This window comes from Ideonella sp. WA131b, assembly GCA_023657425.1.
Lineage (GTDB): Bacteria > Pseudomonadota > Gammaproteobacteria > Burkholderiales > Burkholderiaceae_C > Rubrivivax.
In genome coordinates this window covers 79,184-104,137 of record JAGTJW010000001.1, presented here as the reverse complement: position 1 = coordinate 104,137, position 24,954 = coordinate 79,184, and the positions used below count along the sequence as shown (strand labels likewise).

Annotated in this window: 27 protein-coding genes, 1 tRNA gene and 1 pseudogene; 21 read left to right on the top strand and 8 right to left on the bottom strand. The window is 69.7% G+C overall.

From position 1 onward, the window contains the following. Positions 1-23 precede the first annotated feature (23 nt). A complete protein-coding gene (locus tag KA711_00505) occupies positions 24-908 on the bottom strand; it encodes a hypothetical protein (GenBank protein MCM0607467.1) in 885 nt (294 codons plus the stop codon). 115 nt (positions 909-1,023) lie between these two features. On the opposite strand from KA711_00505, the gene KA711_00500 reads away from it, so the two are divergent. The 9 genes from KA711_00500 to rng are packed head-to-tail and all read left to right on the top strand — an operon-like array spanning position 1,024 to position 8,399. After that, complete coding sequence (locus KA711_00500; GenBank protein MCM0607466.1) at positions 1,024-1,752, top strand: YebC/PmpR family DNA-binding transcriptional regulator; 729 nt, start codon at positions 1,024-1,026, stop codon at positions 1,750-1,752. Further along, a complete protein-coding gene (gene purD / locus KA711_00495) occupies positions 1,749-3,011 on the top strand; it encodes a phosphoribosylamine--glycine ligase (protein MCM0607465.1) in 1,263 nt (420 codons plus the stop codon). Before KA711_00500 ends, purD begins: the two co-directional genes overlap by 4 nt. Positions 3,012-3,033: 22 nt before the next feature. Beyond that, positions 3,034-3,666, top strand: a complete 633-nt coding sequence (locus KA711_00490; GenBank protein ID MCM0607464.1) for a 1-acyl-sn-glycerol-3-phosphate acyltransferase — start codon at positions 3,034-3,036, stop codon at positions 3,664-3,666. Positions 3,667-3,670: 4 nt separating this feature from the next. Continuing rightward, positions 3,671-4,594: an oxygen-dependent coproporphyrinogen oxidase gene (gene hemF / locus KA711_00485; protein MCM0607463.1), complete on the top strand. Its 924-nt coding sequence runs from the start codon at positions 3,671-3,673 to the stop codon at positions 4,592-4,594. Between the two features lie 18 nt (positions 4,595-4,612). After that, complete coding sequence (gene nadD / locus KA711_00480) at positions 4,613-5,221, top strand: nicotinate-nucleotide adenylyltransferase (GenBank protein ID MCM0607462.1); 609 nt, start codon at positions 4,613-4,615, stop codon at positions 5,219-5,221. Positions 5,222-5,223: 2 nt separating this feature from the next. Further along, positions 5,224-5,847 carry a ribosome silencing factor gene (gene rsfS / locus KA711_00475; GenBank protein ID MCM0607461.1) on the top strand — a complete coding sequence of 208 codons (624 nt, stop codon included), beginning with the start codon at positions 5,224-5,226 and terminating at the stop codon, positions 5,845-5,847. Beyond that, positions 5,844-6,320, top strand: a complete 477-nt coding sequence (gene rlmH / locus KA711_00470) for a 23S rRNA (pseudouridine(1915)-N(3))-methyltransferase RlmH (GenBank protein ID MCM0607460.1) — start codon at positions 5,844-5,846, stop codon at positions 6,318-6,320. The genes rsfS and rlmH overlap by 4 nt, the downstream gene beginning before the upstream one ends. Before the next feature lie 10 nt (positions 6,321-6,330). Next, the gene (gene maf, locus KA711_00465) at positions 6,331-6,945 is read left to right on the top strand and encodes a septum formation inhibitor Maf (GenBank protein MCM0607459.1); all 615 of its coding nucleotides are present in this window, start codon (positions 6,331-6,333) and stop codon (positions 6,943-6,945) included. 5 nt (positions 6,946-6,950) lie between these two features. Then, the gene (gene rng / locus KA711_00460) at positions 6,951-8,399 is read left to right on the top strand and encodes a ribonuclease G (GenBank protein MCM0607458.1); all 1,449 of its coding nucleotides are present in this window, start codon (positions 6,951-6,953) and stop codon (positions 8,397-8,399) included. 148 nt (positions 8,400-8,547) lie between these two features. Here rng and KA711_00455 read toward each other — a convergent pair whose 3' ends face one another. After that, the gene (locus tag KA711_00455) at positions 8,548-9,462 is read right to left on the bottom strand and encodes a YicC family protein (protein MCM0607457.1); all 915 of its coding nucleotides are present in this window, start codon (positions 9,460-9,462) and stop codon (positions 8,548-8,550) included. A 31-nt stretch (positions 9,463-9,493) separates the two neighbouring features. Here KA711_00455 and KA711_00450 point away from each other — a divergent pair, with 31 nt between their 5' ends. From KA711_00450 to KA711_00430, 5 genes are all read left to right on the top strand, one after another. Further along, entirely contained in the window at positions 9,494-10,465 is a 972-nt protein-coding gene (locus tag KA711_00450) for a serine/threonine protein kinase (GenBank protein MCM0607456.1), read from the top strand. A gap of 99 nt (positions 10,466-10,564) precedes the next feature. Next, positions 10,565-11,473, top strand: coding sequence for a serine/threonine-protein phosphatase (locus tag KA711_00445; GenBank protein MCM0607455.1), 909 nt, complete (start codon positions 10,565-10,567; stop codon positions 11,471-11,473). A 76-nt stretch (positions 11,474-11,549) separates the two neighbouring features. Then, complete coding sequence (gene rph / locus KA711_00440; protein ID MCM0607454.1) at positions 11,550-12,278, top strand: ribonuclease PH; 729 nt, start codon at positions 11,550-11,552, stop codon at positions 12,276-12,278. Between the two features lie 13 nt (positions 12,279-12,291). Continuing rightward, positions 12,292-12,927 (top strand): non-canonical purine NTP pyrophosphatase, encoded by a 636-nt coding sequence (locus KA711_00435; GenBank protein MCM0607453.1) that lies wholly within the window; start codon positions 12,292-12,294, stop codon positions 12,925-12,927. 14 nt (positions 12,928-12,941) lie between these two features. After that, positions 12,942-14,201, top strand: coding sequence for an oxygen-independent coproporphyrinogen III oxidase-like protein (locus tag KA711_00430; GenBank protein MCM0607452.1), 1,260 nt, complete (start codon positions 12,942-12,944; stop codon positions 14,199-14,201). A gap of 38 nt (positions 14,202-14,239) precedes the next feature. On the opposite strand, the gene KA711_00425 is transcribed toward KA711_00430, so the two are convergent. From KA711_00425 to KA711_00415, 3 genes are read right to left on the bottom strand one after another with little or no spacing between them, the layout of a single operon-like run. Beyond that, on the bottom strand, positions 14,240-15,331 hold the full coding sequence (locus KA711_00425; GenBank protein ID MCM0607451.1) for a chemotaxis response regulator protein-glutamate methylesterase: 1,092 nt from the start codon (positions 15,329-15,331) through the stop codon (positions 14,240-14,242). Between the two features lie 21 nt (positions 15,332-15,352). After that, positions 15,353-16,063, bottom strand: a complete 711-nt coding sequence (cheD, locus tag KA711_00420) for a chemoreceptor glutamine deamidase CheD (GenBank protein MCM0607450.1) — start codon at positions 16,061-16,063, stop codon at positions 15,353-15,355. 45 nt (positions 16,064-16,108) lie between these two features. After that, positions 16,109-16,975 (bottom strand): chemotaxis protein CheR, encoded by an 867-nt coding sequence (locus KA711_00415; protein ID MCM0607449.1) that lies wholly within the window; start codon positions 16,973-16,975, stop codon positions 16,109-16,111. Between the two features lie 279 nt (positions 16,976-17,254). Here KA711_00415 and KA711_00410 point away from each other — a divergent pair, with 279 nt between their 5' ends. Together KA711_00410 and KA711_00405 are read left to right on the top strand one after the other, a co-directional pair. After that, the gene (locus tag KA711_00410; GenBank protein MCM0607448.1) at positions 17,255-17,851 is read left to right on the top strand and encodes a GGDEF domain-containing protein; all 597 of its coding nucleotides are present in this window, start codon (positions 17,255-17,257) and stop codon (positions 17,849-17,851) included. After that, entirely contained in the window at positions 17,848-18,642 is a 795-nt protein-coding gene (locus tag KA711_00405; GenBank protein ID MCM0607447.1) for a MinD/ParA family protein, read from the top strand. Before KA711_00410 ends, KA711_00405 begins: the two co-directional genes overlap by 4 nt. 47 nt (positions 18,643-18,689) lie before the next feature. On the opposite strand, the gene KA711_00400 is transcribed toward KA711_00405, so the two are convergent. Continuing rightward, positions 18,690-19,334, bottom strand: coding sequence for a Smr/MutS family protein (locus KA711_00400; protein MCM0607446.1), 645 nt, complete (start codon positions 19,332-19,334; stop codon positions 18,690-18,692). Next, positions 19,331-20,002, bottom strand: a complete 672-nt coding sequence (radC, locus tag KA711_00395; protein ID MCM0607445.1) for a DNA repair protein RadC — start codon at positions 20,000-20,002, stop codon at positions 19,331-19,333. Before radC ends, KA711_00400 begins: the two co-directional genes overlap by 4 nt. Here radC and KA711_00390 point away from each other — a divergent pair. From KA711_00390 to KA711_00370, 5 genes and pseudogenes are all read left to right on the top strand, one after another. Next, on the top strand, positions 20,001-20,567 hold the full coding sequence (locus tag KA711_00390; GenBank protein ID MCM0607444.1) for a peptidylprolyl isomerase: 567 nt from the start codon (positions 20,001-20,003) through the stop codon (positions 20,565-20,567). The two genes, radC and KA711_00390, sit on opposite strands and share 2 nt — an antisense overlap. A gap of 2 nt (positions 20,568-20,569) precedes the next feature. Beyond that, positions 20,570-21,568: a 4-hydroxy-3-methylbut-2-enyl diphosphate reductase gene (ispH, locus tag KA711_00385; protein ID MCM0607443.1), complete on the top strand. Its 999-nt coding sequence runs from the start codon at positions 20,570-20,572 to the stop codon at positions 21,566-21,568. 91 nt (positions 21,569-21,659) lie between these two features. Next, the gene (gene serS / locus KA711_00380) at positions 21,660-22,958 is read left to right on the top strand and encodes a serine--tRNA ligase (protein MCM0607442.1); all 1,299 of its coding nucleotides are present in this window, start codon (positions 21,660-21,662) and stop codon (positions 22,956-22,958) included. Positions 22,959-23,037: 79 nt separating this feature from the next. Further along, positions 23,038-23,129: transfer RNA gene (locus tag KA711_00375), tRNA-Ser, on the top strand. A 106-nt stretch (positions 23,130-23,235) separates the two neighbouring features. Next, positions 23,236-23,631, top strand: a pseudogene (locus tag KA711_00370) (transposase). A gap of 37 nt (positions 23,632-23,668) precedes the next feature. On the opposite strand, the gene KA711_00365 reads toward KA711_00370, so the two are convergent. Beyond that, positions 23,669-24,871 carry a DUF1343 domain-containing protein gene (locus KA711_00365; GenBank protein MCM0607441.1) on the bottom strand — a complete coding sequence of 401 codons (1,203 nt, stop codon included), beginning with the start codon at positions 24,869-24,871 and terminating at the stop codon, positions 23,669-23,671. Positions 24,872-24,954: the final 83 nt, after the last annotated feature.

The following is a 24,954-nucleotide window of genomic DNA, read 5'->3' as shown; positions in this document are numbered from 1 at the left end:
GGTGCCGCGCGACGGCGCGCAGTCTAGGGCAGGGCGGCGGACAGGCTGTCGAGGCTGGCGCGACACCACGACTGGTCGTCGGGGCTCAGCCGCTCGAAGGCGGCGCGCGCGGCGGCCAGCGCACGGCCGTGGGCGGCGGCGTCGCCCGCCGCGGCCTCGGCCAGGCCCAGGGCCTCTTCACCGAAGAAGCGTTCCAGGACCTCGTCGCCGTGGGCGGCCACCAGGGCCAGGCAGGCCTGGGCGTGATGGCGCGCCAGCGCCGGGTCGCCGGCCTTGAGGTGCGAGTGCGCCAGCCGGTAGTGGGCGCGCTCCTCGTGCAGCCAGTTGCCGGCGCGGCGCCAGCAGGCCAGGCCGACCTCCGCGGCCTTCAGCATCAGGCCGCGCATCGCGTCGTCCAGCGCGGCCCGCTCGCCCAGCGCGGCGGCGATGTTGTTGCCGGCCACGGCCAGTGCGCGCACGGCGGGATCGGCGTCGGGCAGCGACGCGGCCTCGGCGGCGGCCACGGCCTGCCCCAGCAGCGTGCCGGCGCGGGAGGGGTCGCGCTCGGCCAGGTTGGTGGCGGCCAGTGCCATCACTCGGACGGCCTCGGGCGCTGCGAGGCCGGCGGTGGCGCTGCCGGCGCCGCCGGTGAGGGCCAGCGCGCGGTCGTACTGGGCGGCGCTGGCCCGTGCCGCGGCCCCGGCGGCGGGCAGGGCCGCCAGGGCGCCCAGCAGCGTGCGGCCGGCGTCCAGCGCGGCCGGCCCGCCCAGGTGCGCGCCCGCCACGTGATGCGCCAGGTGCAACAGGCGGCCGATGCCGTCGTCGTCGCTGGCGAGCCCGGCGCCGGTGCTGGCCAGTGCGGCCATCACGGCGTCCGGCGCGTCGGCGTGGCGGTTCCAGGCGTCGTCGAGCCAGGTGTCGAGGTCCATAGGTGCTCCGCGCCGGCATCGCAGCGGCCGGTCGTGCGACAGCGTAACGCCAGAGCCCCCGGGGCCGCCCCCGTAAAATCGAAGACCCGACACCCGACGAACAGCAGCAGCACCCATGGCCGGTCATTCCAAGTGGGCCAACATCCAGCACCGCAAGGGCCGCCAGGACGAAAAACGCGGCAAGGCCTGGACGCGCGTCATCCGCGAGATCATGGTTGCGGCCCGCCTGGGCGGTGGCGACCCGGCGGCCAACCCGCGCCTGCGGCTGGCCATCGACAAGGCCAAGGCCGTGAACCTGCCGGTCGACACCGTCAAGCGCAACATCGACAAGGCCACCGGCAACCTCGAGGGCGCCCACTACGAGGAGATCCGCTACGAGGGCTACGGCATCGGCGGCGCGGCCCTCATCGTGGACTGCATGACGGACAACCGCGTGCGCACCGTGGCCGAGGTGCGGCATGCCTTCAGCAAGTACGGCGGCAACCTGGGCACCGAGGGCTCGGTGGCCTTCCAGTTCAAGCACTGCGGGCAGCTCGTCTTTGCGCCCGGCACCAGCGAGGACGTGGTGATGGAGGTGGCGCTGGAGGCCGGTGCCGACGATGTCATCACCGGTGAGGACGGCGCCATCGAGGTGCTGACCTCGCCGGCCGCCTTCGAGGCCGTGAAGGCCGCGCTCGAGGCCAAGGGCCTGAAGCCCGAGATCGCCGAGGTGACGATGCGCGCCGAGAACACCATCGAACTGGCTGGCGAGGACGCCGCGCGCATGCAGAAGCTGCTCGACGTGATCGAGGACCTCGACGACGTGCAGGATGTCTTCCACAACGCCGCATTGAACGAGGCATGAAGGTGCTCGTCATCGGCGGCGGCGGCCGCGAGCACGCGCTGGCCTGGAAGCTGGCGCAGTCGGCCCGCGTGCAGACCGTGTTCGTGGCCCCCGGCAACGGCGGCACCGCCGCCGACCCGGCGCTGAAGAACCTGCCCTTCGACGGTGTGAACGACATCACCGCGCTGGTGGACTTTGCCGCCGCCGAGAAGGTGGCGCTCACCGTGGTGGGCCCCGAGGCGCCGCTGGCCGCCGGCGTGGTGGACGCCTTCCGCGCCCGCGGACTGCGCATCTTCGGCCCCACGCGGGCGGCGGCGCAGCTCGAAAGCTCCAAGAGCTACGCCAAGGACTTCATGCAGCGCCACGGCATCCCCACCGCGCTGTACGCCAGCTTCACCGAGGCCGCCGCCGCGCACGCGCACGTGGCCAAGCACGGCGCGCCCATCGTCATCAAGGCCGACGGCCTGGCGGCGGGCAAGGGCGTGGTCGTGGCGATGACGGAAGACGAGGCCCACGCCGCCATCGACCACATGCTGGCCACCGTGGGCGGGCGTGTGGTCATCGAGGAGTTCATGGCCGGCGAGGAAGCGAGCTTCATCGTCGTCTCCGACGGCCGCGACGTCGTCGCGCTGGCCACCAGCCAGGACCACAAGCGCGTGGGCGAGGGCGACACCGGCCCCAACACCGGCGGCATGGGTGCCTATTCACCGGCCCCGGTGGTGACGCCCGACGTGCACGCGCGCGTGATGCGCGAGATCGTGCAGCCCACCATCGCCGGCATGGCGCGTGACGGCCACCCGTTCAGCGGCTTCCTGTACGCCGGGCTGATGATCGATGCCCAGGGGCGGCCGCGCACCGTGGAATTCAATGCGCGGCTGGGCGACCCCGAGGCCGAGGTCATCCTGATGCGCCTGAAGAGCGACCTCTTCGAGCTGCTGATGGCCGCCACCGAGGGCCAGCTGGCGAGTGTCGATCTGCAGTGGGACCGCCGCGTCGCACTCGGCGTGGTGGTGGCCGCGCACGGCTACCCGGCCAGCCCGCGCAAGGGCGACGCCCTCACGGCGCTGCCGGCCGCCTCGCCGGAACTGCAGGTGTTCCATGCCGGCACGATGCTGGATGGCGGCATGCTCAAGAGCAGCGGCGGCCGCGTGCTGTGCGTCACCGCGCTGGGCGACAGCGTCCGTCAGGCGCAGCAGCAGGCGCTGACTGCGGTTCGGCAGGTTCAGATGGCGGGCGCGCATTGGCGCAACGACATCGGCCACCGAGCCATCAAGCACTGAGCGGCCGCTGGCCCCTGAGCCCTTGAACGTTCCGCAGCGCCTTGCCCCGCAGCCGCTGCCCATGGGAGTGCCGCTGCAGGGCGGCGCCTGGGCGCGCGCGGTGTTGCGCCTGTTTGGCTGGCGCGTGGCGTGCCCGGGCATGCCGGCCCGGCAGGGCGTGATGATCGCCTGGCCGCACACCTCGAACTGGGATTTCCCGGTGGCCATGCTGGCCCGGGTGGCGGTGGGCTTGCCGCTCACCTGGTGGGCCAAGGAAAGCCTGTTCCGCTGGCCGCTCTTCGGCACCTGGATCCGCTCGCTGGGTGCGCGCCCGGTGGGACGCCACCGCGGGCCGCAGGGCATGGTGGGGCTGATGGTGAGCGAGCTGCAGAGCGCAAAAGCCGACGACCGATTCCTGTGGATGGGCCTGTCGCCCGAGGGCACGCGCTCGCGCACCGAGGGCTGGCGCAGCGGCTTCTACCGCATCGCGCTGCAGGCCGACGTGCCCGTGGCGCTGGCGCTGTTGGACTTCGGCCGCCGCGAGGTGCGGCTGGAGCACGCCTGGCGCCTGAGCGGCGACCCCAAGCTCGACCTGGCCGCCATGGCCGCCGTCTGCGAAGGCACGCGCGGCTGCAAACATCACAAGGCCGCGCCGGTGCGGCTGCTGGAGAAGTGACCCCATGAGCCAAGACCCCACCACGGCCGTGCGCGAGTACCTGCTGGGCCTTCAAGGGCGCATCGTCGCCGCTTTCGAAGAGGAAGACGGCTCACCCTTCCGCCGCGACGGCTGGACCCGCCCGGTCGGCGGCAAGCTCGAAGGCGACGGCCTGAGCCAGCTGGTGGAGGAGGGCGGCGTGCTCGAGCGCGGCGGCTGCAACTTCAGCCATGTCCAGGGCCGCAAGCTGCCGCCGAGCGCCACGCAGCACCGGCCCGAGCTGGCCGGCGCGCGCTTCGAGGCCCTGGGCGTGAGCCTGGTGATGCATCCGCGCAACCCCTACGTGCCCACGGTGCACATGAACGTGCGCATGCTCGCGGCCTTTCCCGAGCAGGGCGAGCCGGTGCAGTGGTTCGGCGGCGGCATGGACCTCACGCCCTACTACCCGTTCGAGGACGACGCGGTGCACTTCCACCGCACCTGCGCCGACGCGCTGGCGCCCCACGGCGCCGATCTGTACGGGCGCTTCAAGCCCTGGTGCGACGAGTACTTCTTCCTCAAGCACCGGGCCGAGGCGCGCGGCATCGGCGGCATCTTCTTCGACGACTTCAACGACGGCGGCTTCGAGCGGGGCTTTGCGCTCATGCGCGCGGTGGGCGACGCCTTCATCCCGGCCTACCGGCCCATCGTGCAGCGCCGCCGCGGCATGGCCTATGGCGATCGTGAGCGCGACTTCCAAGCCTACCGGCGCGGCCGCTACGTGGAGTTCAACCTCGTGTGGGATCGCGGCACCCACTTCGGCCTGCACGGCGACGGCCGCACCGAGAGCATCCTGATGAGCATGCCGCCCATCGTGAAGTGGCGCTACGACTGGAAGCCCGAGCCCGGCACGCCCGAGGCGCGGCTGTACACCGACTTCCTGCCGCCGCGCGATTGGCTTGTGGCGTGAAGGCCCCGTGAGCCCGCCGTGAGCCGCATCGGCCTGTTCGGCGGCACCTTCGACCCCGTGCACCGCGCGCACGGGGCGCTGGCCGAGTCGGCGCTGGCGGCGCTGGCACTGGACAGCGTGCGCTGGGTGCCCGCGGGCCAGCCCTGGCAGAAACTGGGCGGCCGCGCCGTGACGGCCGCGGCGCACCGCGTGGCCATGGTGGAAGCGGCCATCGCGCACGAGCCGCGCTTCGTGCTCGAGCGCATCGAGGTCGACCGCGACGGCCCGAGCTTCACGCTCGACACCGTGCGCGCGCTGCAGGCCGCCGAGCCCGGCCACCAATGGGTGCTGCTGATCGGGCAAGACCAGTACGCCAACCTGCACACCTGGGCGCATTGGCGCGAGCTGCTGGGCCGCGTGGAACTGGCCGTGGCCAACCGCCCGGGCGCCGTGTGCGCCCCGCAGGCCGAGGTGCTGGCCCACCCGCACCGCATGGTGCCGCTGCCGATGCTCGACATCAGCAGCACACAGATCCGCGACGCCGCCCGCACCGGCGCCGACCTCACGCCGATGGTGCCGCCCGAAGTGGCGCGCTATATTGCCCGACACCGCCTGTACGAGGGCGAGGAACGCGACACAAGGAGCTGAACCTGGACATCCGCAAGCTGCAGCGCGCCATCGTCGATGGCCTGGAAGATGTGAAGGGCCAGAACATCGCCGTGTTCAACACCGAGCATCTGAGCTCGATGTTCGAGCGGGTCATCGTGGCCAGCGGCACCAGCAACCGGCAGACCAAGGCCCTGGCCGCCAGTGTGCGCGACAGCGTCAAGAGCCGCGGCATGCAGGTGCTGTCCACCGAGGGCGAGGACAACGGCGAGTGGATCATCGTCGACTGCGGCGCCGCGGTGGCGCACATCATGCAGCCGGCGGTGCGCGAGTACTACCACCTCGAGGAAATCTGGGGCGGCAAGCCCGTGCGCCTGAAGGCGGCCGAAGCGCCCAAGGGCCTGCCCAAGGCCAGCGAGCCCGAGCCGCCCCCGGCCCCTGCGAAGAAGGCCGCCCGCCCGGCCGCGCCCGCGAAGAAGGCCGCTGCGCCGGCCAAGAAGGGTGCCCCTGCGAAGAAGGCCGCTGCGGCGAAGAAGGCCAGCGCGCCTGCGAAGAAGGCCCGCGCCCCCGCGAAGAAGGCCGCCGCGGCGAAGAAGCCCGCCGCTCCCGCGAAGAAGGCTGCCCCGGCGCGCAAGGCCCCCGCCAAGAAGACCGCTCGCCCGGCATGAAGCTGCTGGTGTTGGCCGTGGGCCAGCGCCAGCCCGCCTGGGCCGATGTGGCCTGGGCTGACTTCGCCAAGCGATTCCCGCCCGAGATGCGGCTGGAGCTGCGCGAGTTGAAGGCCGAGCCGCGCAGCGCCGGCAAGACCGCCGCGCAGTGCCGGGCCGCCGAGGCCCAGCGCTTCGAGGCGGTGCTGGCCAAGGAACACCGCCCGCGGCGCGTGGTGCTCGACGAGCACGGCACGCGCCTCACCACCCGGCAGCTGGCCGATCGGCTGCAAGCCTGGCGCGACGACGGCCGCGACGCCGCGCTGCTCATCGGTGGCCCCGACGGCCTGGACGACCCGATCAAGCGCAGCGCCGACGAGACGCTGCGCCTGAGTGACCTGACGCTGCCGCACGCCTTCGTGCGCGTGCTGCTGGCCGAGGCGCTGTACCGCGCGCACAGCCTGCTCGAAGGCCACCCCTACCACCGCGAATAGGGCCCCGCGCATGCCGCACGCCTTTGTCTATCTGGCCTCGCAGAGCCCGCGTCGGCAACAGCTGCTGGCGCAGATCGGCGTGCGCTTTCAGCCGCTGCTGCCCGACGACGGCGAGGACGCCGAGGCCCTGGAAGCCACCCGTGCCGGCGAGAGCCCGGCCGACTACGTGCAGCGCGTGACGCGCGCCAAGCTGGGCGCCGCGCGCGAGCGCCTGCGCCGCCGCGGCCTGCCCGCGGCGCCCGTGCTGTGCGCCGACACCACCGTGGCCCTGGGCCGGCGCATCCTGGGCAAGCCGGCCGACGCCGCCGAGGCGCACCGGATGCTGCAGGCGCTGGCCGGTCGCACGCACCGCGTCCACACCGCCGTGGCCGTGCACGACGGCCGCCGAACGCACGCGGCGCTGAGCACCTCGCACGTGAGGGTGGCGCCCCTGACCGCGGCCGACATCGAGGCCTACGTCGCTGGCGGCGAGCCCTTCGGCAAGGCGGGGGCCTACGGCATCCAGGGCGCCTTCGCCGCGCATGTGGCGCACATCGCGGGCAGCCACAGCGGCATCATGGGCCTGCCGTTGTTCGAGACGACATCCCTGCTGCGCGCCTGCGGCGTGCGGCCCGAACCGAGGTGACGAGCGTGCAGGACATCCTGATCAACTGGGCCCCGCAAGAGACGCGCGTGGCCGTCGTGGAAAACGGCGCCGTGCAGGAACTGCACGTCGAGCGCGCCCTGGAGCGCGGGCTGGTGGGCAACGTCTACCTGGGCAAGGTGGTGCGCGTGCTGCCCGGCATGCAGAGCGCCTTCATCGACATCGGTCTGGAGCGTGCGGCCTTCCTGCACGTGGCCGACCTGAACCCGGGCCCCAAGACCGACACACCGCCGGTGCCCATCGAACGCCAGGTGTTCGAAGGGCAGACGCTCACCGTGCAGGTCATCAAGGACGCCATCGGCACCAAGGGCGCGCGCCTGTCCACGCAGGTCAGCATCGCCGGCCGGATGCTGGTCTTCCTGCCGCACGACAGCCACATCGGCATCAGCCAGAAGATCGGCAGCGCCGAGCTGCGCGAGAGCCTGCGTACGCGGGTGACGGCGCTGGCGGCCGACGGGGGGGGCGGTTTCATCCTGCGCACCAACGCCGAGGAGGCGGCCGATGAGGAACTGGCCGACGACATCCGCTACCTGCGCCGCACCTGGACCACCATCCGCGAGCGCGCCATGCGCCAGCCCCCGGGCACGCTGCTGCACCAGGACCTGACGCTGGCCGAGCGCGTGCTGCGCGACCTGGCCAACGAGCACACCGCCACCATCCGCATCGACAGCCGCATGCAGTTTGAGGCGCTGCAGCGCTTCGGGGCCGAGTACACGCCCAGCTCGGTGGGCAAGCTGGATCTGTACCGCGGCGAGCGGCCGATCTTCGACCTCTTCGGCATCGAAGAGGAGATCCAGCGCGCGCTGGCGCGGCGCGTGGAGCTCAAGAGCGGCGGCTACCTGATCATCGATCAGACCGAGGCGCTGACGACCGTCGACGTCAACACCGGCGGCTTCGTCGGTGCGCGCAACTTCGACGACACGATCTTCAAGACCAACCTCGAGGCCGCAGGCGCGATGGCGCGGCAGCTGCGCTTGCGCAACCTGGGCGGCATCATCATTGCCGACTTCATCGACATGACGAACGAGGCCCACCAGCAGGCCGTGCTGGCTGAGCTGAAGAAGCAGCTCAGCCGGGACCGCACGCGCACCACGGTGAGCGGATTTACACAGTTAGGCCTGGTGGAGATGACACGCAAGCGCACGCGCGAGAGCCTGGCGCACATGCTGTGCGAACCCTGCCCCACCTGCCAGGGCCGCGGGCAGGTGAAGACGGCGCGCAGCGTGTGCTACGACATCCTGCGCGAGATCCTGCGCGAGGCGAGGCAGTTCAACCCGAAGGAATTCCGCGTGGTGGCGAGCGCGGCGGTGGTGGAGATGCTGCTCGACGAGGAGAGCGTGCACCTGGCGGGGCTCTCCGAGTTCATCGGGAAGCCGATCTCGCTGAGTGCGGAGGCCGGGGTGAATCCGGAGCAGTACGACATCGTGCTGATGTAGCCCGGGGCCGCAGCGGTCGGCGGGCTGAGGCCGCTGCGCGGGGGAACTCAAGCGCGTTTCGCGGCTTGGGGGTGCTCGCCAGAGGGCGCCGGAACCCAACCATCGGCACGCCCCTCTTGACTGCGGGAAGTCCGCACCCCCTGAAAAGCTACTCGATGTTCTGCACCTGCTCTCGCATCTGCTCCACCGCCACTTTCATCTCAACCGCAAGGGCCGTGAGTTCCAGGGCCGCGCTTTTGCTGCCCAAGGTGTTGGCCTCGCGCTGAAGCTCCTGGATCAGGAACTCCAGTCGCTTGCCCAATTCGCCGCCGACGTTCAGGAGGCGCTCGATCTCGTCGAGGTGCGAGGTCAAGCGCGCCAGCTCCTCGGCCACGTCGATGCGGATGGCAAAGGCGACGGCCTCTGCCATCGCGCGCTCGTGCAGCGCCTCGGCCGGCAACGACCGCCCGCCGGGCACCAAGGCCAGTGACTCGTTCCAGCGTTCCAGAAACCGCACCTGCTGCCGTTGCAGCACCTGCGGCAGCAGAGGCTGTGCCTGCGCAACCAACTCGCGCAGTCTCGTCACGCGTTCCAGCAGCACGCCGGCCAGGCGCGCACCCTCGCGAGAGCGCGCCTCGCGCAGGCCCTCGATGCAGCGCGTGACGGCCCGCAGCGCAGCGTCGTCGAGCCGCTCATTGCCGGCACCGCTGCGGCACCAGTGCAGGACTTCGTTCACCGACAGAGGCCGCGCCTGCGGCAGCCAGCCGGTGACAGCGCCCTGCAGATGCGACAGGCGGTTGAGCTGCTCGGGCGTGGGCTGCGGCAGCGCACCGTCACCTTGGTGCGCGGTGGTGACGCGCAGCTCGATCTTGCCGCGCCGAAACACGGCCGTCAGCTTGTCGCGCAGCGTCGGCTCCAGGCCGCGAAGCTCGTCCGGCAGGCGGAACGACAGGTCCAGGAAGCGACCGTTGACGGAGCGCGCCTCCACAGTCACCGAGGCGCCTGCGACCGGGGTCGCCGCACCCTCTGGCGACGCGGCGCCGGAGGCCTCGATTGCATAACCCGTCATGCTATAAACCGGCACTTGTCCATCCCTGATAGCAACTGCGGCGATTATGTCGTCCAAGCCCAAGCCTGCTCCTTTGCCTTCGGGCACCGTGGTGGGTGGCTACACGGTGGTCAAGAAGATCGCGGCCGGCGGTTTTGGGGTGGTCTATCTGGCTGAGGACGAGAGCCGCCACTTCGTCGCTGTGAAGGAGTACCTCCCTGCCTCGTTGACCGAGCGCGCGCCGGGCGAGTTGACACCGCGCGTCAAGCCTGACAAGCAGCCGCTGTACCGCCTGGGCCTGAAGAGCTTTTTTGAAGAAGGTCGCAGCCTCGCGCAGATCAGCCACCAGAGCGTGGTCTCGGTGCTGAACTTCTTTCGCGAGAACGAAACCGTCTACATGGTGATGAACTACCTGCAGGGCGACACGCTGCAGGATTTCATCGTCACCGCGAGGGACCTGAAGCGCGACAAGGTGTTCCGCGAGAGCACCATCCGCAGCCTGTTCGACGAGATCCTCCGCGGACTGCGCATCGTGCACCAGCACAAGATGCTTCACCTGGACATCAAGCCCGCCAACGTCTTCATCACCAACGAAAACAGGGCGGTGATGCTCGACTTCGGGGCCGCGCGCGAGGTGCTGAGCAAGGAGGGCAATTTCATCCGCCCGATGTACACGCCGGGCTTCGCCGCACCGGAGATGTACCGCCGCGACGGCAGCCTCGGCCCCTGGACGGACATCTACGCCATTGGTGCTTGCATCTACGCCTGCATGCAGGGCTATCCCCCCAACGATGCGCCTCAACGCGTCGAGAAGGACCGCCTGGCGCTGAGCCTCTCGCGGCTGCGCAACGTTTACTCCGACAATCTCATTGAGGTCACGGAGTGGTGCATGAGCCAGGACCCGCTGAGTCGCCCGCAGAGCGTGTTCGCGCTGCAGAAGGAGCTCGCGCGAGAGACCGAGCGCCGGTATACCAAGCTGAGCTTCTCGGAGCGGCTGAAGCTGCAGCTCGAGACCATCAAGACAGGTGTCAAGCCATGAGGGCCAGGATTTCATGAGGGGCCTGGCCTTCGGTGGGCTTGGCGTTCCAGCGAGGGCGCTGCGCGCTCTGCCGGCGCTCCAGCCTGAGGCCGGCTGAGCATGCGCTTTTCCGTCCACCAGCTCAGCCGCCGCGGTGGCCGTGAGAAGAACGAAGACCGCGTGGGCTACAGCTACACGCGGGAGTCGGGTCTGTTTGCGCTGGCCGACGGCATGGGCGGACACCCCGAGGGCGAGGTGGCCGCGCAACTGGCGTTGCAGACGCTGTCGGCCCACTTCCAGCGCGAGGCCAGACCTCGGCTGGCCGAGCCGCTGCGCTTCCTGCACGATGCCGTCATCGCCGGCCATCACCGGCTGCTGCGCTATGCCACTGAGCGCGCGCTGATGGACACCCCGCGTACCACCGTTGTCGCCTGCCTGCTGCAGGGCAATCACCTGTACTGGGCACACTGTGGCGATTCCCGCCTGTACGTGTTGCGTGGCGACAAGTTGGTGTTGCGGACGCGGGACCACAGCTACAGCGAGCTTCAGCGGACCGTGGCGCAGGCCGTGCCGATGCCTGAGAAGGTGAATCGCAATGTGCTTTTCGCCTGCCTGGGCAGCCCCGGCCGTCCGGTGGTGGACATCGGGGGCCCGATGCAGATGCGCCCTGGCGACAAGGTCGTGCTGTGCTCCGACGGCCTGTGGGGCAGCGTGTCAGATCCCGACATCACCCACATCCTGGCGACGCGCACGATCTCCGACGCCGTTCCCGAGCTGGTAGACCGTGCGCTTCGCGTGGCTGGCGCGCGCAGCGACAACGTCACGGTGCTTGCCGTGGAGTGGGAGGCCGCCGAGGATGTCGATGCCGCTGGCGTGAGCACCGATTCGCTGGCTGACCACGTGTTCGCCAGCACCATCCAGGCCAGCCTGGACGACGTGGGCAGCGACGAGCTCGACGACGAGGAGATCGAGCGCTCCATCCGCGAGATCAACGAGGCCATCCAGCGGTCGTCGGCGCGCAAGCGCTGAAAAGCGCTGGACGGCTTTGGGCCGGACACCCGGCCCAGACGGACGACAATCTGCGGCTCCACTGCCCCGTCCGTTCATGACCTTCATCCGTTCCGCTGACCGCACCGCCGACGCCCTGCGCCCGGTTTCCATCGAACGCGGCTACACCCGCCACGCCGAAGGCTCGGTGCTGATCAGCTTCGGCGCCACCCGCGTTCTGTGCACCGCCTCGGTGGAGGAGAAGGTGCCGCCGCACAAGCGCGGCAGCGGCGAGGGCTGGGTCACGGCCGAGTACGGCATGCTGCCGCGCGCCACCCACACCCGCTCCGACCGCGAGGCCGCCAAGGGCAAGCAAAGCGGCCGCACGCAGGAGATCCAGCGCCTCATCGGCCGCAGCTTGCGCGCGGTGGTCGACCTCAAGGCCCTGGGCGAGCGCACGATCGCGCTCGACTGCGATGTGCTGCAAGCCGATGGCGGCACGCGCACCGCGGCCATCACCGGGGCCTGGGTGGCGGCGCACGATGCCGTCAGCTGGCTGCTTGCGCAGGGCCGGATCGCCGCCAGTCCGCTGCGCGATGCGGTCGCCGCGGTGTCGGTGGGTGTCGTCAAGGGCACTCCTTTGCTCGACCTGGAGTACGTTGAAGACTCGGCCTGCGACACCGACATGAACGTCGTGATGACGGGTGCCGGCGGCTTTGTCGAGGTGCAGGGCACGGCCGAGGGCGTGCCGTTCAGCCGCGTCGATCTGGATGCGCTGCTGGCCCTGGCCGACCGCGGGATCCGCGAACTTGTGTCGCTGCAGCGGCGGGCGCTGCGCTTGGGCTGAAGGGGCTGCGGTGATGCGGCTCGTGCTGGCTTCCAACAACGCCAAGAAGCTCTCGGAGCTGCGGGCGCTGCTGGCCGGTCTGGCGCTGGAACTCGTGCCGCAGGATGCACTGGGCATTGCCGAGACCGACGAGCCGCACGGCACCTTCATCGAGAACGCACTGGCCAAGGCGCGCCATGCGGCTGCGGCCAGTGGCAGCGCGGCGCTGGCCGACGACTCGGGCGTGTGCGTCGACACCTTGGGCGGCGCGCCGGGTGTGATCTCTGCGCACTACGGTGGCTTCGTCGAGCCGCTCCCCGACCGGGAGGCCACCAGGGCGCGGCAGGATGCGGCGAACAACCAGCGACTGCTGCGCGCGCTGGCCGCACACCCGGCGCCCGAGGCCCGGCGGGCGGTCTTCATCAGCACGCTGGTGGCCCTGCGCCATGACGCCGACCCGCAGCCATTGGTGGCCGTGGGCCGCTGGCCGGGGCGCATCCTGGCGGCGCCCCGCGGCAGCGGCGGCTTCGGGTACGACCCGCTGATGTTCGTGCCCGAGCTCGACCGTACGGTGGCCGAGCTCGACGCGAGCACCAAGAACGCCCACAGCCACCGCGCGCGCGCGTGGGTTCAGCTGCAGCAGCAACTGCGTGAGGTGTGGCACCTGTGAGCCCGGCGGCGCCCTTGCCGCCCCTGGTGCCGGCTGCCGTGTCCAATCCGGCCGCGCTCCAGCCCACCGGCCTGGAGTACTTCCTGCGCCCGGGCATCCTGCGCCTGCCGGCGCCGCCGCCGCTGGCGCTGTACGTGCATCTCCCGTGGTGCCTGAAGAAGTGCCCATACTGCGACTTCAACAGCCACGGCACCCCAGGCCTGGAAGCGGCCCTGCAAAACCGTTATGTCGACGCCCTGGTGACCGATCTCGAGGCCAGTCTGCCACTGGTGTGGGGTCGACGTGTCGCCAGCGTCTTCATCGGCGGCGGCACGCCCAGCCTGTTCGAGCCCGAGGTCGTCGACCGCTTGCTGGCTGCCGTGCGAGCGCGCCTGCCACTGGAGCCGGGTTGCGAGGTCACGCTGGAGGCCAACCCCGGAACCTTCGAGCGCGAGCGCTTCCGCGCCTTTCGTGGCACCGGCATCACGCGTCTGTCGATCGGCGTGCAGAGCTTCGACGACGCTGCGCTCGCCCGCCTGGGCCGGGTGCACGACGCCGCGCAGGCGCGTGCCGCGGTGGCCGAGGCCGCCACGGCCTTCGACACCTGGAACGTCGACCTGATGTATGCGCTGCCCGGCCAGACGCCGGAGCAGCTGGGCGCAGAGCTCGACGAGGCGCTGAGCTTCGCGCCCCCGCACCTGTCGATCTACCATCTGACGATCGAGCCCAACACGCTGTTCGCCGTGCAGCCGCCCGAACTGCCCGATGATGACCAGGCCAGCGAGATGCTCGACCTGATCGCCGAGCGCACCGCCGCTTCCGGCCTGGCGCGCTACGAGGTGAGTGCCTTCGCGCGCGAGGGCCACCGTTGCGTGCACAACCTCAACTACTGGAGCTTTGGCGACTACCTGGGCATCGGGGCCGGCGCGCACGGCAAGCTGAGCTTTCCGGAGCGCGTGGTGCGCCAGGTTCGTTGGCGCGAGCCGACCACTTACATCGCGCAGGCGCTGGAGGGCCGCGCGGTGAGCAACCAGCACGAGGTGGCCCGCGCCGATCTGCCGTTGGAGTTCATGATGAACGCGCTGCGGCTGAAGGAGGGCTTTCCGCTGCGTTTGTTCGCCGAGCGCACCGGGCTGCCGCCGTCAGCCGTGTTGGCGCGGCTGCAGCGTGCTCGCGAGCGGGGCCTGGTCGCGCTGCGCGAAGAGGGCACGGCGGGCGAGTGGGTGCAGCCCACGCCGCGTGGCTTCGACTTCCTGTCGGATCTGACGGCGCTGTTCGCAGCGCCCACCCGCTGAGGTCCCGGCGCGGCGCTGAACCTGTGCCGCCCACGCTCCTAGACGCGGGTGGCCACCCCTGCATTGGCGCGCAGCCACTCCAGCAGCCGCGGCGCGATGCGCGGCAGCGGCAACACCTCGTTCGCCGCGCCCTGCGCGATGGCTTCGCGCGGCATGCCGAACACCACGCAGCTGGCCTCGTCCTGCACGATGTTGAAGCTGCCGGCGTCGCGCATGCTCTTCATCGCGCGCGCGCCGTCGGCGCCCATGCCGGTCAGCATCACCGCCAGGGCATTGCGCCCCACCACCTTGGCAGCGCTGTCGAACAGCACCTCCACGCTGGGAATGTGGCGGTTGACCGGGTCCCCGTCGCTCACGCGGGAGATGTAGTTCGCCCCTGAGCGCTCCACGCTGAGGTGGAAGCCACCAGGCGCGATGTAGGCGTGGCCCGGCAGCACACGCTCGCCGTCGCGGGCCTCGGCGACCCGAATGCGACAGAGGCTGTCGAGCCGGGCAGCGTAGCTCTTCGTGAAGCCGGCCGGCATGTGCTGGGTGATCATCACTGCGGGGCTGTCAGCCGGGAGCTCGACCAACAGCTCGCGCGTGGCCTCGGTGCCGCCCGTGGAGGCACCGATGAACAGGATCTTCTCCGTGGACAGGCGCCCGAGAGACGCCATCGGCGACGGCCGTGCCGCGGCCGCCGGGCCGGCCGTGCCGGCCGTTGCGGCGGGCAGACGGGTGACTCGGGCGCGTGCCGCAGCCCGAATCTTGTCGGTGATGTCCGCGCCGAGCTGACGCAGCCCGTCGGCCACGCCGATCTTGGGCTTGGAGACAAAGTCCACCGCGCCCAGTTCCAAGGCCTTCAGCGTGACGTCGGCACCACGCTCGGTGAGGGTGCTCACCATCACCACCGGCATGGGCCGCAGGCGCATGAGGCGTGCCAGGAAGTCCAGCCCGTCCATGCGCGGCATCTCGACATCGAGCGTGATGACGTCCGGGTTCAGGTTGCGGATCATCTCTCGCGCCACCAACGGGTCGGCGGCGGCGCCGATGCAGGTCATGTCGGGCTCGCGGCCGATGATCTCGGCGAGCAGCCCGCGCACGAGCGCGGAGTCGTCGACGACGACGACACGTGTCTTGGAACCGGCCATCAAGGCACTCCGAAAGCGGGTTCAGAACAGATCAACGCTGCCGCCGGCACTGGCCGTTGGCGCGGCGCGTTGCGCGGCGGCGCGTTCCTGAGCCGCCAGCGCCTCGGTGTTGGCGCTGGCCAGGCGCTTGACCATGGCCTTGCCGCTGGCCGGCAGGAAGCACACCTTGCGCGGATAGATGTCCATGACGTCCTTGCTCACGACCGTGATGCGCTCCGTGCGCAGATAGTCCAGCACGAAGGCTGTGTTGCGCTCGCCGACGTTGATGCTGTTCATGCCGCTGACCACCGCGCCGCCTCCGAAGACCTTGGCCTCCATCGATGAGCGCGTGGCGCCGCGCTTGACCAACTCGCCAATCAAGAGATCCATCGCATAGCTTCCGTAGCGGCCGCCGTCAGCGCCGCCGACCCCTGCCGCGCCGGCATCCGGCAGCAGGAAGTGATTCATGCCGCCGACGCGCTTGTCGCGATCCCACAGGCAGGCGGCGATGCACGAGCCCAGTGTCGTCATCACCAGCATGTCCTCGTCGTGAACGAAAAACTCCCCAGGCAGCACCTTGACGGCATCGTTCCTGAAGTGCGCGTCCCAGAAAAAGAAGCTGGCCTGCCCGGGCTTGCGAACTTGCGCCTTCAGGCGCTCCAGGCGGCTCTGGGACGCGGCCTGCGACGGCGGGACGCCAGGGTGAGGTAAGGTGGGACGTGAGGCGGCGTGCATGAGTGCTCCGGAAGTCATATCGGCCGTCGACGCCGGCGCCTTGAGCGCGCGGCCCCGGGCGTGTCAGACCCGCTCGTAGATGGTCTTGCCACGGAGCCGGAAGAGATCCCGAGACTCCGTGAAGTTCTCGGAGTGGCCCACGTAGAGCAGTGCGCCCGGCCGCGTCACGCCATGGATGTGCTCCAGCACCTTGCGCTGCGTCGGTGCGTCGAAATAGATCATCACGTTGCGGCAGAAGACGATGTCGAAGGCGTCGCCCAGGGCCGCCCAGCTCGGGCTCATCAGGTTGAAGGGCCTGAACTCGATCAACCGGGTCAGCTCGGGCTTGACCCGGATGCTGCCGGCGTTGGCGCCGGTGCCCCGCAGGAAATGCCGCCTCAGTCGCTCGGGGCTGAGCCCGCGCGCATCGGCCGGGTAGACCCCGCGCTGCGCCGCGGTCAGCACCTTGGTGTCGATGTCACTGCACACCAGGCGTGCCTGTGCCGAGATCCCCATGGTCTCGACCACCGTCATTGCCAGCGAGTACGGCTCCTCGCCGGTGCTGGCCGCGTTGCACCAGATGCGCAGAGGCCCGCCATTGCGGCCGGCCAGTGCGCGCAGGTCGTCCACCAGCGCGAGGAAGTGGTGTTCCTCCCGGAAGAAAGCGGTCAGGTTGGTGGTCAGGCAGTTGACGAACTCTTGCCACTCGGACTCGCTGCTGCCGCGCTCAAGAAGTTCCAGGTAGCTGGCGAATGAGGTGTGCCGTGTCTCTCGCAGCCGACGTGAGAGCCGGCTGTAGACCATGGCCTGCTTGCCGGCATGCAGGCTGATGCCTGCGCGCACGTGGATGAGTTTGCGGATGCGCTCGAAGTCGGCGGGGGTCAGCGGGTACTCCGCGTCCGACGGCAACGACGGGGCCGGCGCGAAGGTGGGCGGGAGGGCTTGTGTCACCTCGCCAGTGTGGCCACGGGCCCGCGACTGCGGTGGGCCGAATTGGCATGCCTGTCGGGCCCAATTGGACGGGCCGTCGCCCGGGGCGCGCTGCTAGACTGACCGCCTTCGATGCATTGACGGGCTGCCATCGCCGCCCGCCGGGCCTTGTCCAAACCCCGCCACCCCGCAGCAGCCGCCCCGCCGGCGCTCCGCTTCGAGCAGGCGCTGCAGTTGCTGGCGCACGCCGGGCAGGTGCCGCCCACGGGCGACCCCGCATCGGTTACCTGGCAGCAGGCCATGATCGACCGGTTGGTGGAGCTGTCCAGCCGCGATGCGCTGACCGGCCTGGCCAACCGCCGCGCCTTCGAGATGGCGCTGGAGCGGGAGGTCGACCGCGTGGCGCGCAGCGGCGAGCCGGCGCTGCTCCTGGCGCTGGACATCGACCACTTCAAGCGCGTCAATGACACCCACGGCCACGGCGCCGGCGACCAGGTGATCGGCGTCGTCGCTTCGGCACTGATGGACAGCGTGCGGCCGATGGACCTGGTGGCTCGTGTGGGCGGCGAGGAGTTCGCAATCATCCTGCCCAACTGCGCCAGCACCTTCGGCACCACCGTGGCCGAGCGCATCCGGCGGCGCGTGGAGCGCATGCCCATCCTGCTGCAGCCTTCGAACCAAGAGCTGTCGGTCACCATCAGCATCGGCGGCGCCTTCGCGCCGCAGTGGGTGCGATCGACGCCGGCCCTATGGAAGGAGCGCGCCGACCAGCAGCTCTACGGGGCCAAGGCACAAGGCCGCAACCTGGTGCAGTTGGAGCCCTCGGCGATGTCGGTCGTCAGCAACGAAGAGAAGCGCTTGTTGTTCGACAGCTTCCAGATCCAGGACCACGAATGACCAGCGCTTCTCCACCCGCGGCCCTTCCCGCGCCCGGGTCCCACATCATGGCTGTCACCAGCGGAAAGGGCGGCGTCGGCAAGACTTTCTTGACGGCCAACCTTGCTGCCGCGTTGGCGCGACATGGTCGCAGGGTGCTGGTGCTCGACGCCGACCTTGGCCTTGCCAATCTGGACGTGGTGCTGAACCTGTTCCCGAAGATCACCTTGCACGACGTGTTCACCGGCAAGGCCTCGCTCCCGCAGGCCGTGTTGCCGGCGCCCGGCGGCTTTCATGTGCTGCTGGCGGGCTCGGGCATGGTCGAGTACTCGCGCATGACGCCGGAGGTGCGCGAGAAGCTGCAGCAGGTGATCGACGAAGTCGCGCCGCGCTTCGATCATGTGCTGCTGGACACCGGCGCCGGCATCTCCGAGGTCGTGCTCTACACCGTCAGCCTCGCGGGCCAGGTGCTGGTGGTGGCCACGCCCGAGCCGACGTCGCTGACCGACGCCTACGCCACCATCAAGGTGCTGGCCACCACGCAGGGGAGGCGGCAGATCCGCCTGCTCGTCAACCAGGTGCGCCGCGGCGGCGAGGCCCGCGCCGTGCGTCAGCAGCTGCAGCAGGTGGTGGACCGGTACGTCAACCCCACGCTGGACAGCCCGGTGCGTCTCGACCTGGTCGGGGAAGTGCCGGCCGATCCCGCCGTGCGCGAGGCCGTGTTGCGGCGCCAGCTGCTGCTGGAGCTGCTGCCCGGCACGCCGCCGGCGCTGGCGCTGCTGCAGGTGGCGCAGCGTCTGGTTGCGCCTTGAGCGGTGCCCCCGGCGAACCGGCTGCCAAGGCCGGCCCGACCGTGGCGTCAGCCCTTCAGCAGCACGATCAGCGCACCCGCCCCACCTTGCGGCGCGCTGGCCTGCGTGAACGCCAAGACCTCGGCGCTCTGGCACAGCCAGCGCTGCACCTTGACCTTGAGCACGGGCAGGCGGCCGGGCGAGCCGTGGCCCTTGCCGTGCACCACGCGCAGACAACGCCGGCCTCGTTGGCGGCTGTCGCGCAGGAACAGCGACAGCGCATCGCGCGCCTCGTCCCGGCGCAGCCCGTGCAGATCCAGCTCGCCCTGGATGGCCCAGCGGCCGCGGCGCAGCCAGTTGACGACCTCCTGGCCCACGCCCTCGCGGCGGAAGCTCAGGCCATCGTCGGTGAGCAGCAGGCTCTCGATATCGACCTCGTCGGACATCGCCTCGGCCAGCGCGCGCCGCTCGTCGGCCTCGCGCTGGCGCGGCAGCGGCTCGGGGCGTTCCGCCTGCAGCGCCGAGCCCGCCAGGCCGTGTGGCGGCAGCGGCGTCACGGGCCCGACGGCATCAGCAAACAGCCGGCGGGTACGTTCGGCCGCGCGCTGTGCCGCCAGCGCCGTGGCGGCGGCCTCGCGCTGCTGGCGAAGGCGCTCGGCGAGCGCGTCGCGCAGGCCGGCCAGGTCGGCCAAGGAGCGGGCGCGCGGGCTCACAGCAGCCCGCGTTCGGCCAGCGACACGGTCTGCCCGCGGCCAACGACGATGTGGTCGAGCACGCGCACGTCCACGAGCTTGAGCGCGCTCGTCAGGCTCTGGGTGAGGAACTCGTCGGCCCGCGAGGGCTCGGCCACTCCGCTGGGGTGGTTGTGCGCCAGCACCACGGCCGCGGCGTTGTGGCGCAGCGCCATCCGCACCACCTCGCGCGGGTAGACGCTGGTTTGTGAGAGCGTGCCGCTGAACAGGATGTCGAAGCGGATGAGCCGGTGCTGGGCGTCGAGGAACATCACGCCGAAGTGCTCTTGGCCATGGCCGTCGAGCTGCAGCGCAAGGTAGTCCTTCACGCGCTGCGGGTTGTCGAACACCGGGCGCTCGCGCAGCGGCTGCGCGACGGCGCGGCGCGCGATCTCGGCCACCGCCAGCAGTTCGGCCTGCTTGGCTGGACCCAAACCGCGCACGCCGGCCAGCGAGGCACGGGCCTCGGGCTGGAGCAGGCCGGCAAAGCCATCGCAGCGATCGATCACCTGCTGCGCGACGGTGAGCACCCCGGCGCCGGCGGTGCCGGTGCGCAGCAGCAGCGCCAGCAGTTCGGCGTCGGCCAGCGCGGCAGGGCCGCGGGCCAGCAGCTTCTCGCGCGGGCGCTGGTCGGTGGGCAGATGCTTCATGGGGCGACTTAGAATCGTCCGGCAGTCTACGCAAGGGACTTCGCCCCAGACGACCTCCCCGAAAGTGCCCTCTGACGGGCGCCCCCGAGTGCCCACCGACGCCGCCGTGCCGAACCCTGAAACCCCGCGTGTCCAGCCCGGTTCGTTCCTGACGCTGCACTACCGCCTTGCTGGCCCTGACGGCGGCGCGGTGGTGGACACCTTTGCCGACAAGCCCGCCACGCTGTCGCTCGGCACGGGCCAGCTCGCGCCGGCCATCGAGCAGTGTCTGCTGGGTCTGGAAGAGGGCGCCGAGGCGCGCATCGAGCTGCCGCCCGGCGCCGCTTTCGGCGAACGCAACCCTGAGCTTTTGCAGCGCGTGAGGCTGTCGCTGCTGCATGAACTGGGCGAGCGCGACACCGAGTACGCCGTGGGTGACGTGGTGGAGTTCCCGACGCCCGAGGGCCAGGGCCGCTACGCCGGCGTGGTGCGCGAGGTCGGCGAGGGCTGGTTGCTGTTCGACTTCAACCATCCGCTGGCCGGCCAGGCCGTGCGCTTCGACGTCAAGCTGCTGGGGGTGCTGTAGCCATGGCTGAAGACACCACCCTCAGCGAGATCTTCCTGGCCGAGCCGCGCGGCTTCTGCGCCGGCGTCGACCGCGCCATCGAGATCGTCGAGCGCGCATTGCACAAGTACGGCGCGCCGATCTACGTGCGCCACGAGATCGTGCACAACACCTACGTGGTGGACAACCTGCGCGCCAAAGGTGCCATCTTCATCGAAGACCTCGCCGACGTGCCGCCGGGCGCGACGCTGGTGTTCAGCGCCCACGGCGTTCCAAAGGCCGTGCGCGCCGAGGCCGCGCGGCGCGGCTTCCAGGTCTTCGACGCCACCTGCCCGCTCGTCACCAAGGTGCACGTCGAGGTGGCCAAGCTGGCCAAGGAAGGCTACGAGTTCATCATGATCGGGCACAAGGGGCACCCCGAGGTCGAAGGCACCATGGGCCAGCTCAGCGACGGCATCTACCTCGTCGAGGAGGCCGCCGACGTGGCGCAGGTGCAGCCGCGCAAGGACAAGCTCGCGGTCGTGACGCAGACCACCCTGTCGGTGGACGACGCCGCCGAGATCCTGGCCGAAGTGAAGCGCGTGTTCCCGCACGTGCGCGAGCCCAAGCAGCAGGACATCTGCTACGCCACGCAGAACCGCCAGGACGCCGTCAAGGTGATGGCGCCGGCGGTTGACGTGGTCATCGTGGTGGGCAGCCCCACCAGCAGCAACAGCAACCGGCTGCGCGAGCTGGCCGAGCGGCTGGGCACCGAGGCGCACATGGTCGAGGGCGCGCAGGCGCTGCAGTCCGAGTGGTTCGAGGGCCGCCAGCGCGTGGGCCTGACGGCCGGCGCCTCGGCGCCCGACGTGCTGGTGCAGGCCGTGATCGCGCGGCTGCGCGAGCTGGGCGCCACCAGCGTGCGGCGCATGGACGGCGTGGTCGAGAACGTGCGTTTCCCGCTGCCCCGCGGCCTGGGTGACCGCAGCATGGCCGAGGCCGGCCTGGTGGTGGGCGCGGCATCCGGATCATCCCGATCCTGACCGCCGCCGCCTTCGCCCGCCCCATCACGAAGACGACGGCGCCCGGAAGAGGCGCCGTCTTCGCATCAGGAAACGACTTCAGGAGCCCGCCATGCTCGACATCAACCTTCTCCGCCGCGACCTCGACGCCGTCGTCGCGCAACTGCAGCGCCGCCGCAACCCGCAGCCCTTCCTCGATGTCGAGCGCTTCCGCGCGCTCGAGGCCGAGCGCAAGCTGATCCAGACCGCCACCGAGCAGCAGCAGGCGCGCCGCAATGCCCTGAGCAAGCAGATCGGCCAGATGAAGGGCCGCGGCGAGGACGCCGCCGCGCTGATGGCCGAAGTGGGCGGCATCGGCGACGCGATGCAGGCCGGGGCCGAGCGGCTGGAGCAGGTGCAGGCCGAACTGCAGCAGATGCTGATGAGCGTGCCCAACCTGCCCGACGCCAGCGTGCCCGAAGGCGCTGACGAGACCGGCAACGTCGAACAGCGCCGCTGGGGCGTGCCGCCGGTCTTTGACTTCGTGCCGCGCGACCACGTCGATCTGGGTGCGCCCTTGGGGCTGGACTTCGAGACCGGCGCCCAGCTGGCGGGCTCGCGCTTTGGCTTCCTGCGCGGCCCGGCGGCGCGGCTGCACCGGGCGCTGGCGCAGCTGATGCTCGACCTGCACACCCAGCGCCACGGCTACACCGAGTGCCACACGCCCTACATGGTGAACGCCGCAGCCATGCGCGGCACAGGCCAGCTGCCCAAGTTCGAGCACGACCTGTTCCACGTCGTCTCGGGTGACGGCGAGGCGGCCGGCGCCAAGTGGTACCTGATCCCCACCTCGGAGGTCACGCTCACCAACACGGTGGCCGAGAAGATCATCGCGCCCGAGCAACTGCCGGTGCGCCTGACCGCCCACACGCCCTGCTTTCGCTCGGAAGCCGGCTCGGCCGGGCGCGACACGCGCGGCATGATCCGCCAGCACCAGTTCGACAAGGTCGAGATGGTGCAGATCACCACACCCGAGCACAGCCTTGCCGCACTCGACGAGATGGTGGGCCACGCCGAGGCCGTGCTGCAGGCCTTGGAGCTGCCTTACCGCGTGGTGCTGCTGTGTGCCGGCGACATGGGATTCGGCTCGGTGAAGACCTTCGACCTCGAAGTCTGGCTGCCGGCGCAGAACACCTACCGCGAGATCAGCTCGTGCAGCAGCATGGGCGCGTTCCAGGCGCGCCGCATGCAGGCGCGCTTCAGGAGCCCGGCCGGCAAGACCGAGTTCGTGCACACCCTCAACGGCAGCGGCTTGGCCGTGGGCCGCGCGCTGGTGGCCGTGCTCGAGAACCACCAGCGGGCCGATGGCAGCGTGCACGTGCCGGCTGCGCTTCGGCCCTACCTGGGCGGAACCGCCCTGCTGAGCGCCTGAACGGGTGAACGGCCGCCGGAGCGCGCATGGGTTCCGCATAGAATCCCAAGCTTCGCGCAAGGCCAGACCACGCATGACCGGAGAGGTGGCAGAGTGGTCGAATGCACCGGATTCGAAATCCGGCGTACGGGTCCTCCCGTACCGAGGGTTCGAATCCCTCCCTCTCCGCCACTACAAGACCTTCGAACCTGCTCAGCAGGCTTCGAAGCCGCCCAGAGCCCCGCACCACGCGGGGCTTTGCGTTATGGGCTCCTGACTGCGGTCTGGGGCCGAGGTGCACGCAGAGTGGCTGAAGTTCCTGCGCAAGATCGATCGTGAAACGCCCAAGGACAAAACGCTGCACTTGATCGCCGACAACTACGCCACGCACAAGCACCCTGCGGTGCAGGAATGGCTGGCCAAGCGCCCACGCTTCAACATGCATTTCACGCCGACCTCAGCGTCGTGGCTGAACATGGTGGAGCGATTCTTCCGGGACATCACAGTCAATCGGCTGCGCCGTGGCGTGTTCACGAGCGTGCCCGAGTTGATCACTGCCATTGAAAAGCACGTCGCCCATCACAACACCAAGCCAAAGCCGTTCATCTGGACCAAGAGCGCCGCCGACATCCTGCAGAAGGTAATTCGGGCCAATGCGCGCTTAAGTTCCAAACAGAACGCAACACTACACTAGTTGGCATGATGGAACACGCGCATGCGCACGGAGGCGCTCACCCATACAAGAGATGGGCCCGTCGCTCCTCGAGCCACGCACTTTCGTCGTTCACAGCCAACTGCTCAAGGTCGCCCGGTTCGCCGGCTGCTTCGTCGACCCATTCCCGCAGGAGCGGCGAGCCGTTAATCACGTCAATGGCCAGCTTGCCGAATGCGTACTCGTACGGAAAGTCGCGCCAAAGCGGGTAACCCGGCTCAAGGCGGCGAAGCGCCTTGAACGCCAAGGCCTGCAGCCTCCACGGTCGGAATGCTGCGTGGCAGTAAGGAGGGCCTTCTGGATGGATCTGCACGCCGTGGCAGAGCTTATGCGCATGCTTTTGGAATGTGGGCTCGAACCAGCACTCGCGCAAATAGCAGCCCTCCAGCCACTGGGGCGCCAGGCGACGCATCTCCAGTAGCAGCGAGCGTGCAGGGATGTCCGGAGCCCCGAAGAGCTCTAATGGCCGAGTTGTCCCTCTGCCCTCTGAGAGCGTGCAGCCCTCCAACATCACCGTTCCGGCATAGGCGCGCGCCATCGGCAGATTCTGCGCATTTGGGCTCGGGTTGATCCAGACACGTTCGCCAAGCGGCCAACCGAAACCAGGTCCCTGATCGAACTGCCAGTTTTCGATTTCGATGACGCGATAGTCAACATCGAGACCAAAGTGCTCGATAAACCAGTTCCCCATCTCACCCAGCGTCATCCCATGTCGCATGGGCATAGGTGCTGCACCGACAAAACTTTCCCAGCCCGGTCGCAAGGTCAAACCTTCTACAGGGCGACCCGCGGGGTTTGGGCGATCGAGCACCCACACCGTCTTGCCGTAGCGTGCCGCTTCCTCCAGCAGGTAGAGCAGTGTGGTGATGAAGGTATAGATGCGGCAACCCACATCCTGCAAGTCCACCAACAGGTGATCGACCGTATCCATCATCTGCAAGCTTGGCCGCCGAACCTCCCCGTACAAACTGAAGACAGGTATACCGTGCACCGGATCGGAAAAGTCGGTGCTCTCGACCATGTTGTCTTGTTTGTCGCCACGCAATCCATGCTGCGGTCCAAACGCAGCCGTCACACGCAGACCGGCCGAGATCAGCGCATCAAGCGAGTGGGTCAGGTCGAGGGTGACACTGGCTGGATGCGCCACAAGACCGATGCGGCGGCCTTTCAGAAGCGCGAGCAGGTTCTGGTCTTCAAGTAGGCGATCAATGCCAAACTTCATTCTCGTCTCCGTCAGCGGCCGGTTGCAATACCGGCCAAAGTTTTGGGGGCGATCCTAAGAGAAGGCTCGCTTGAGTCTGGCTC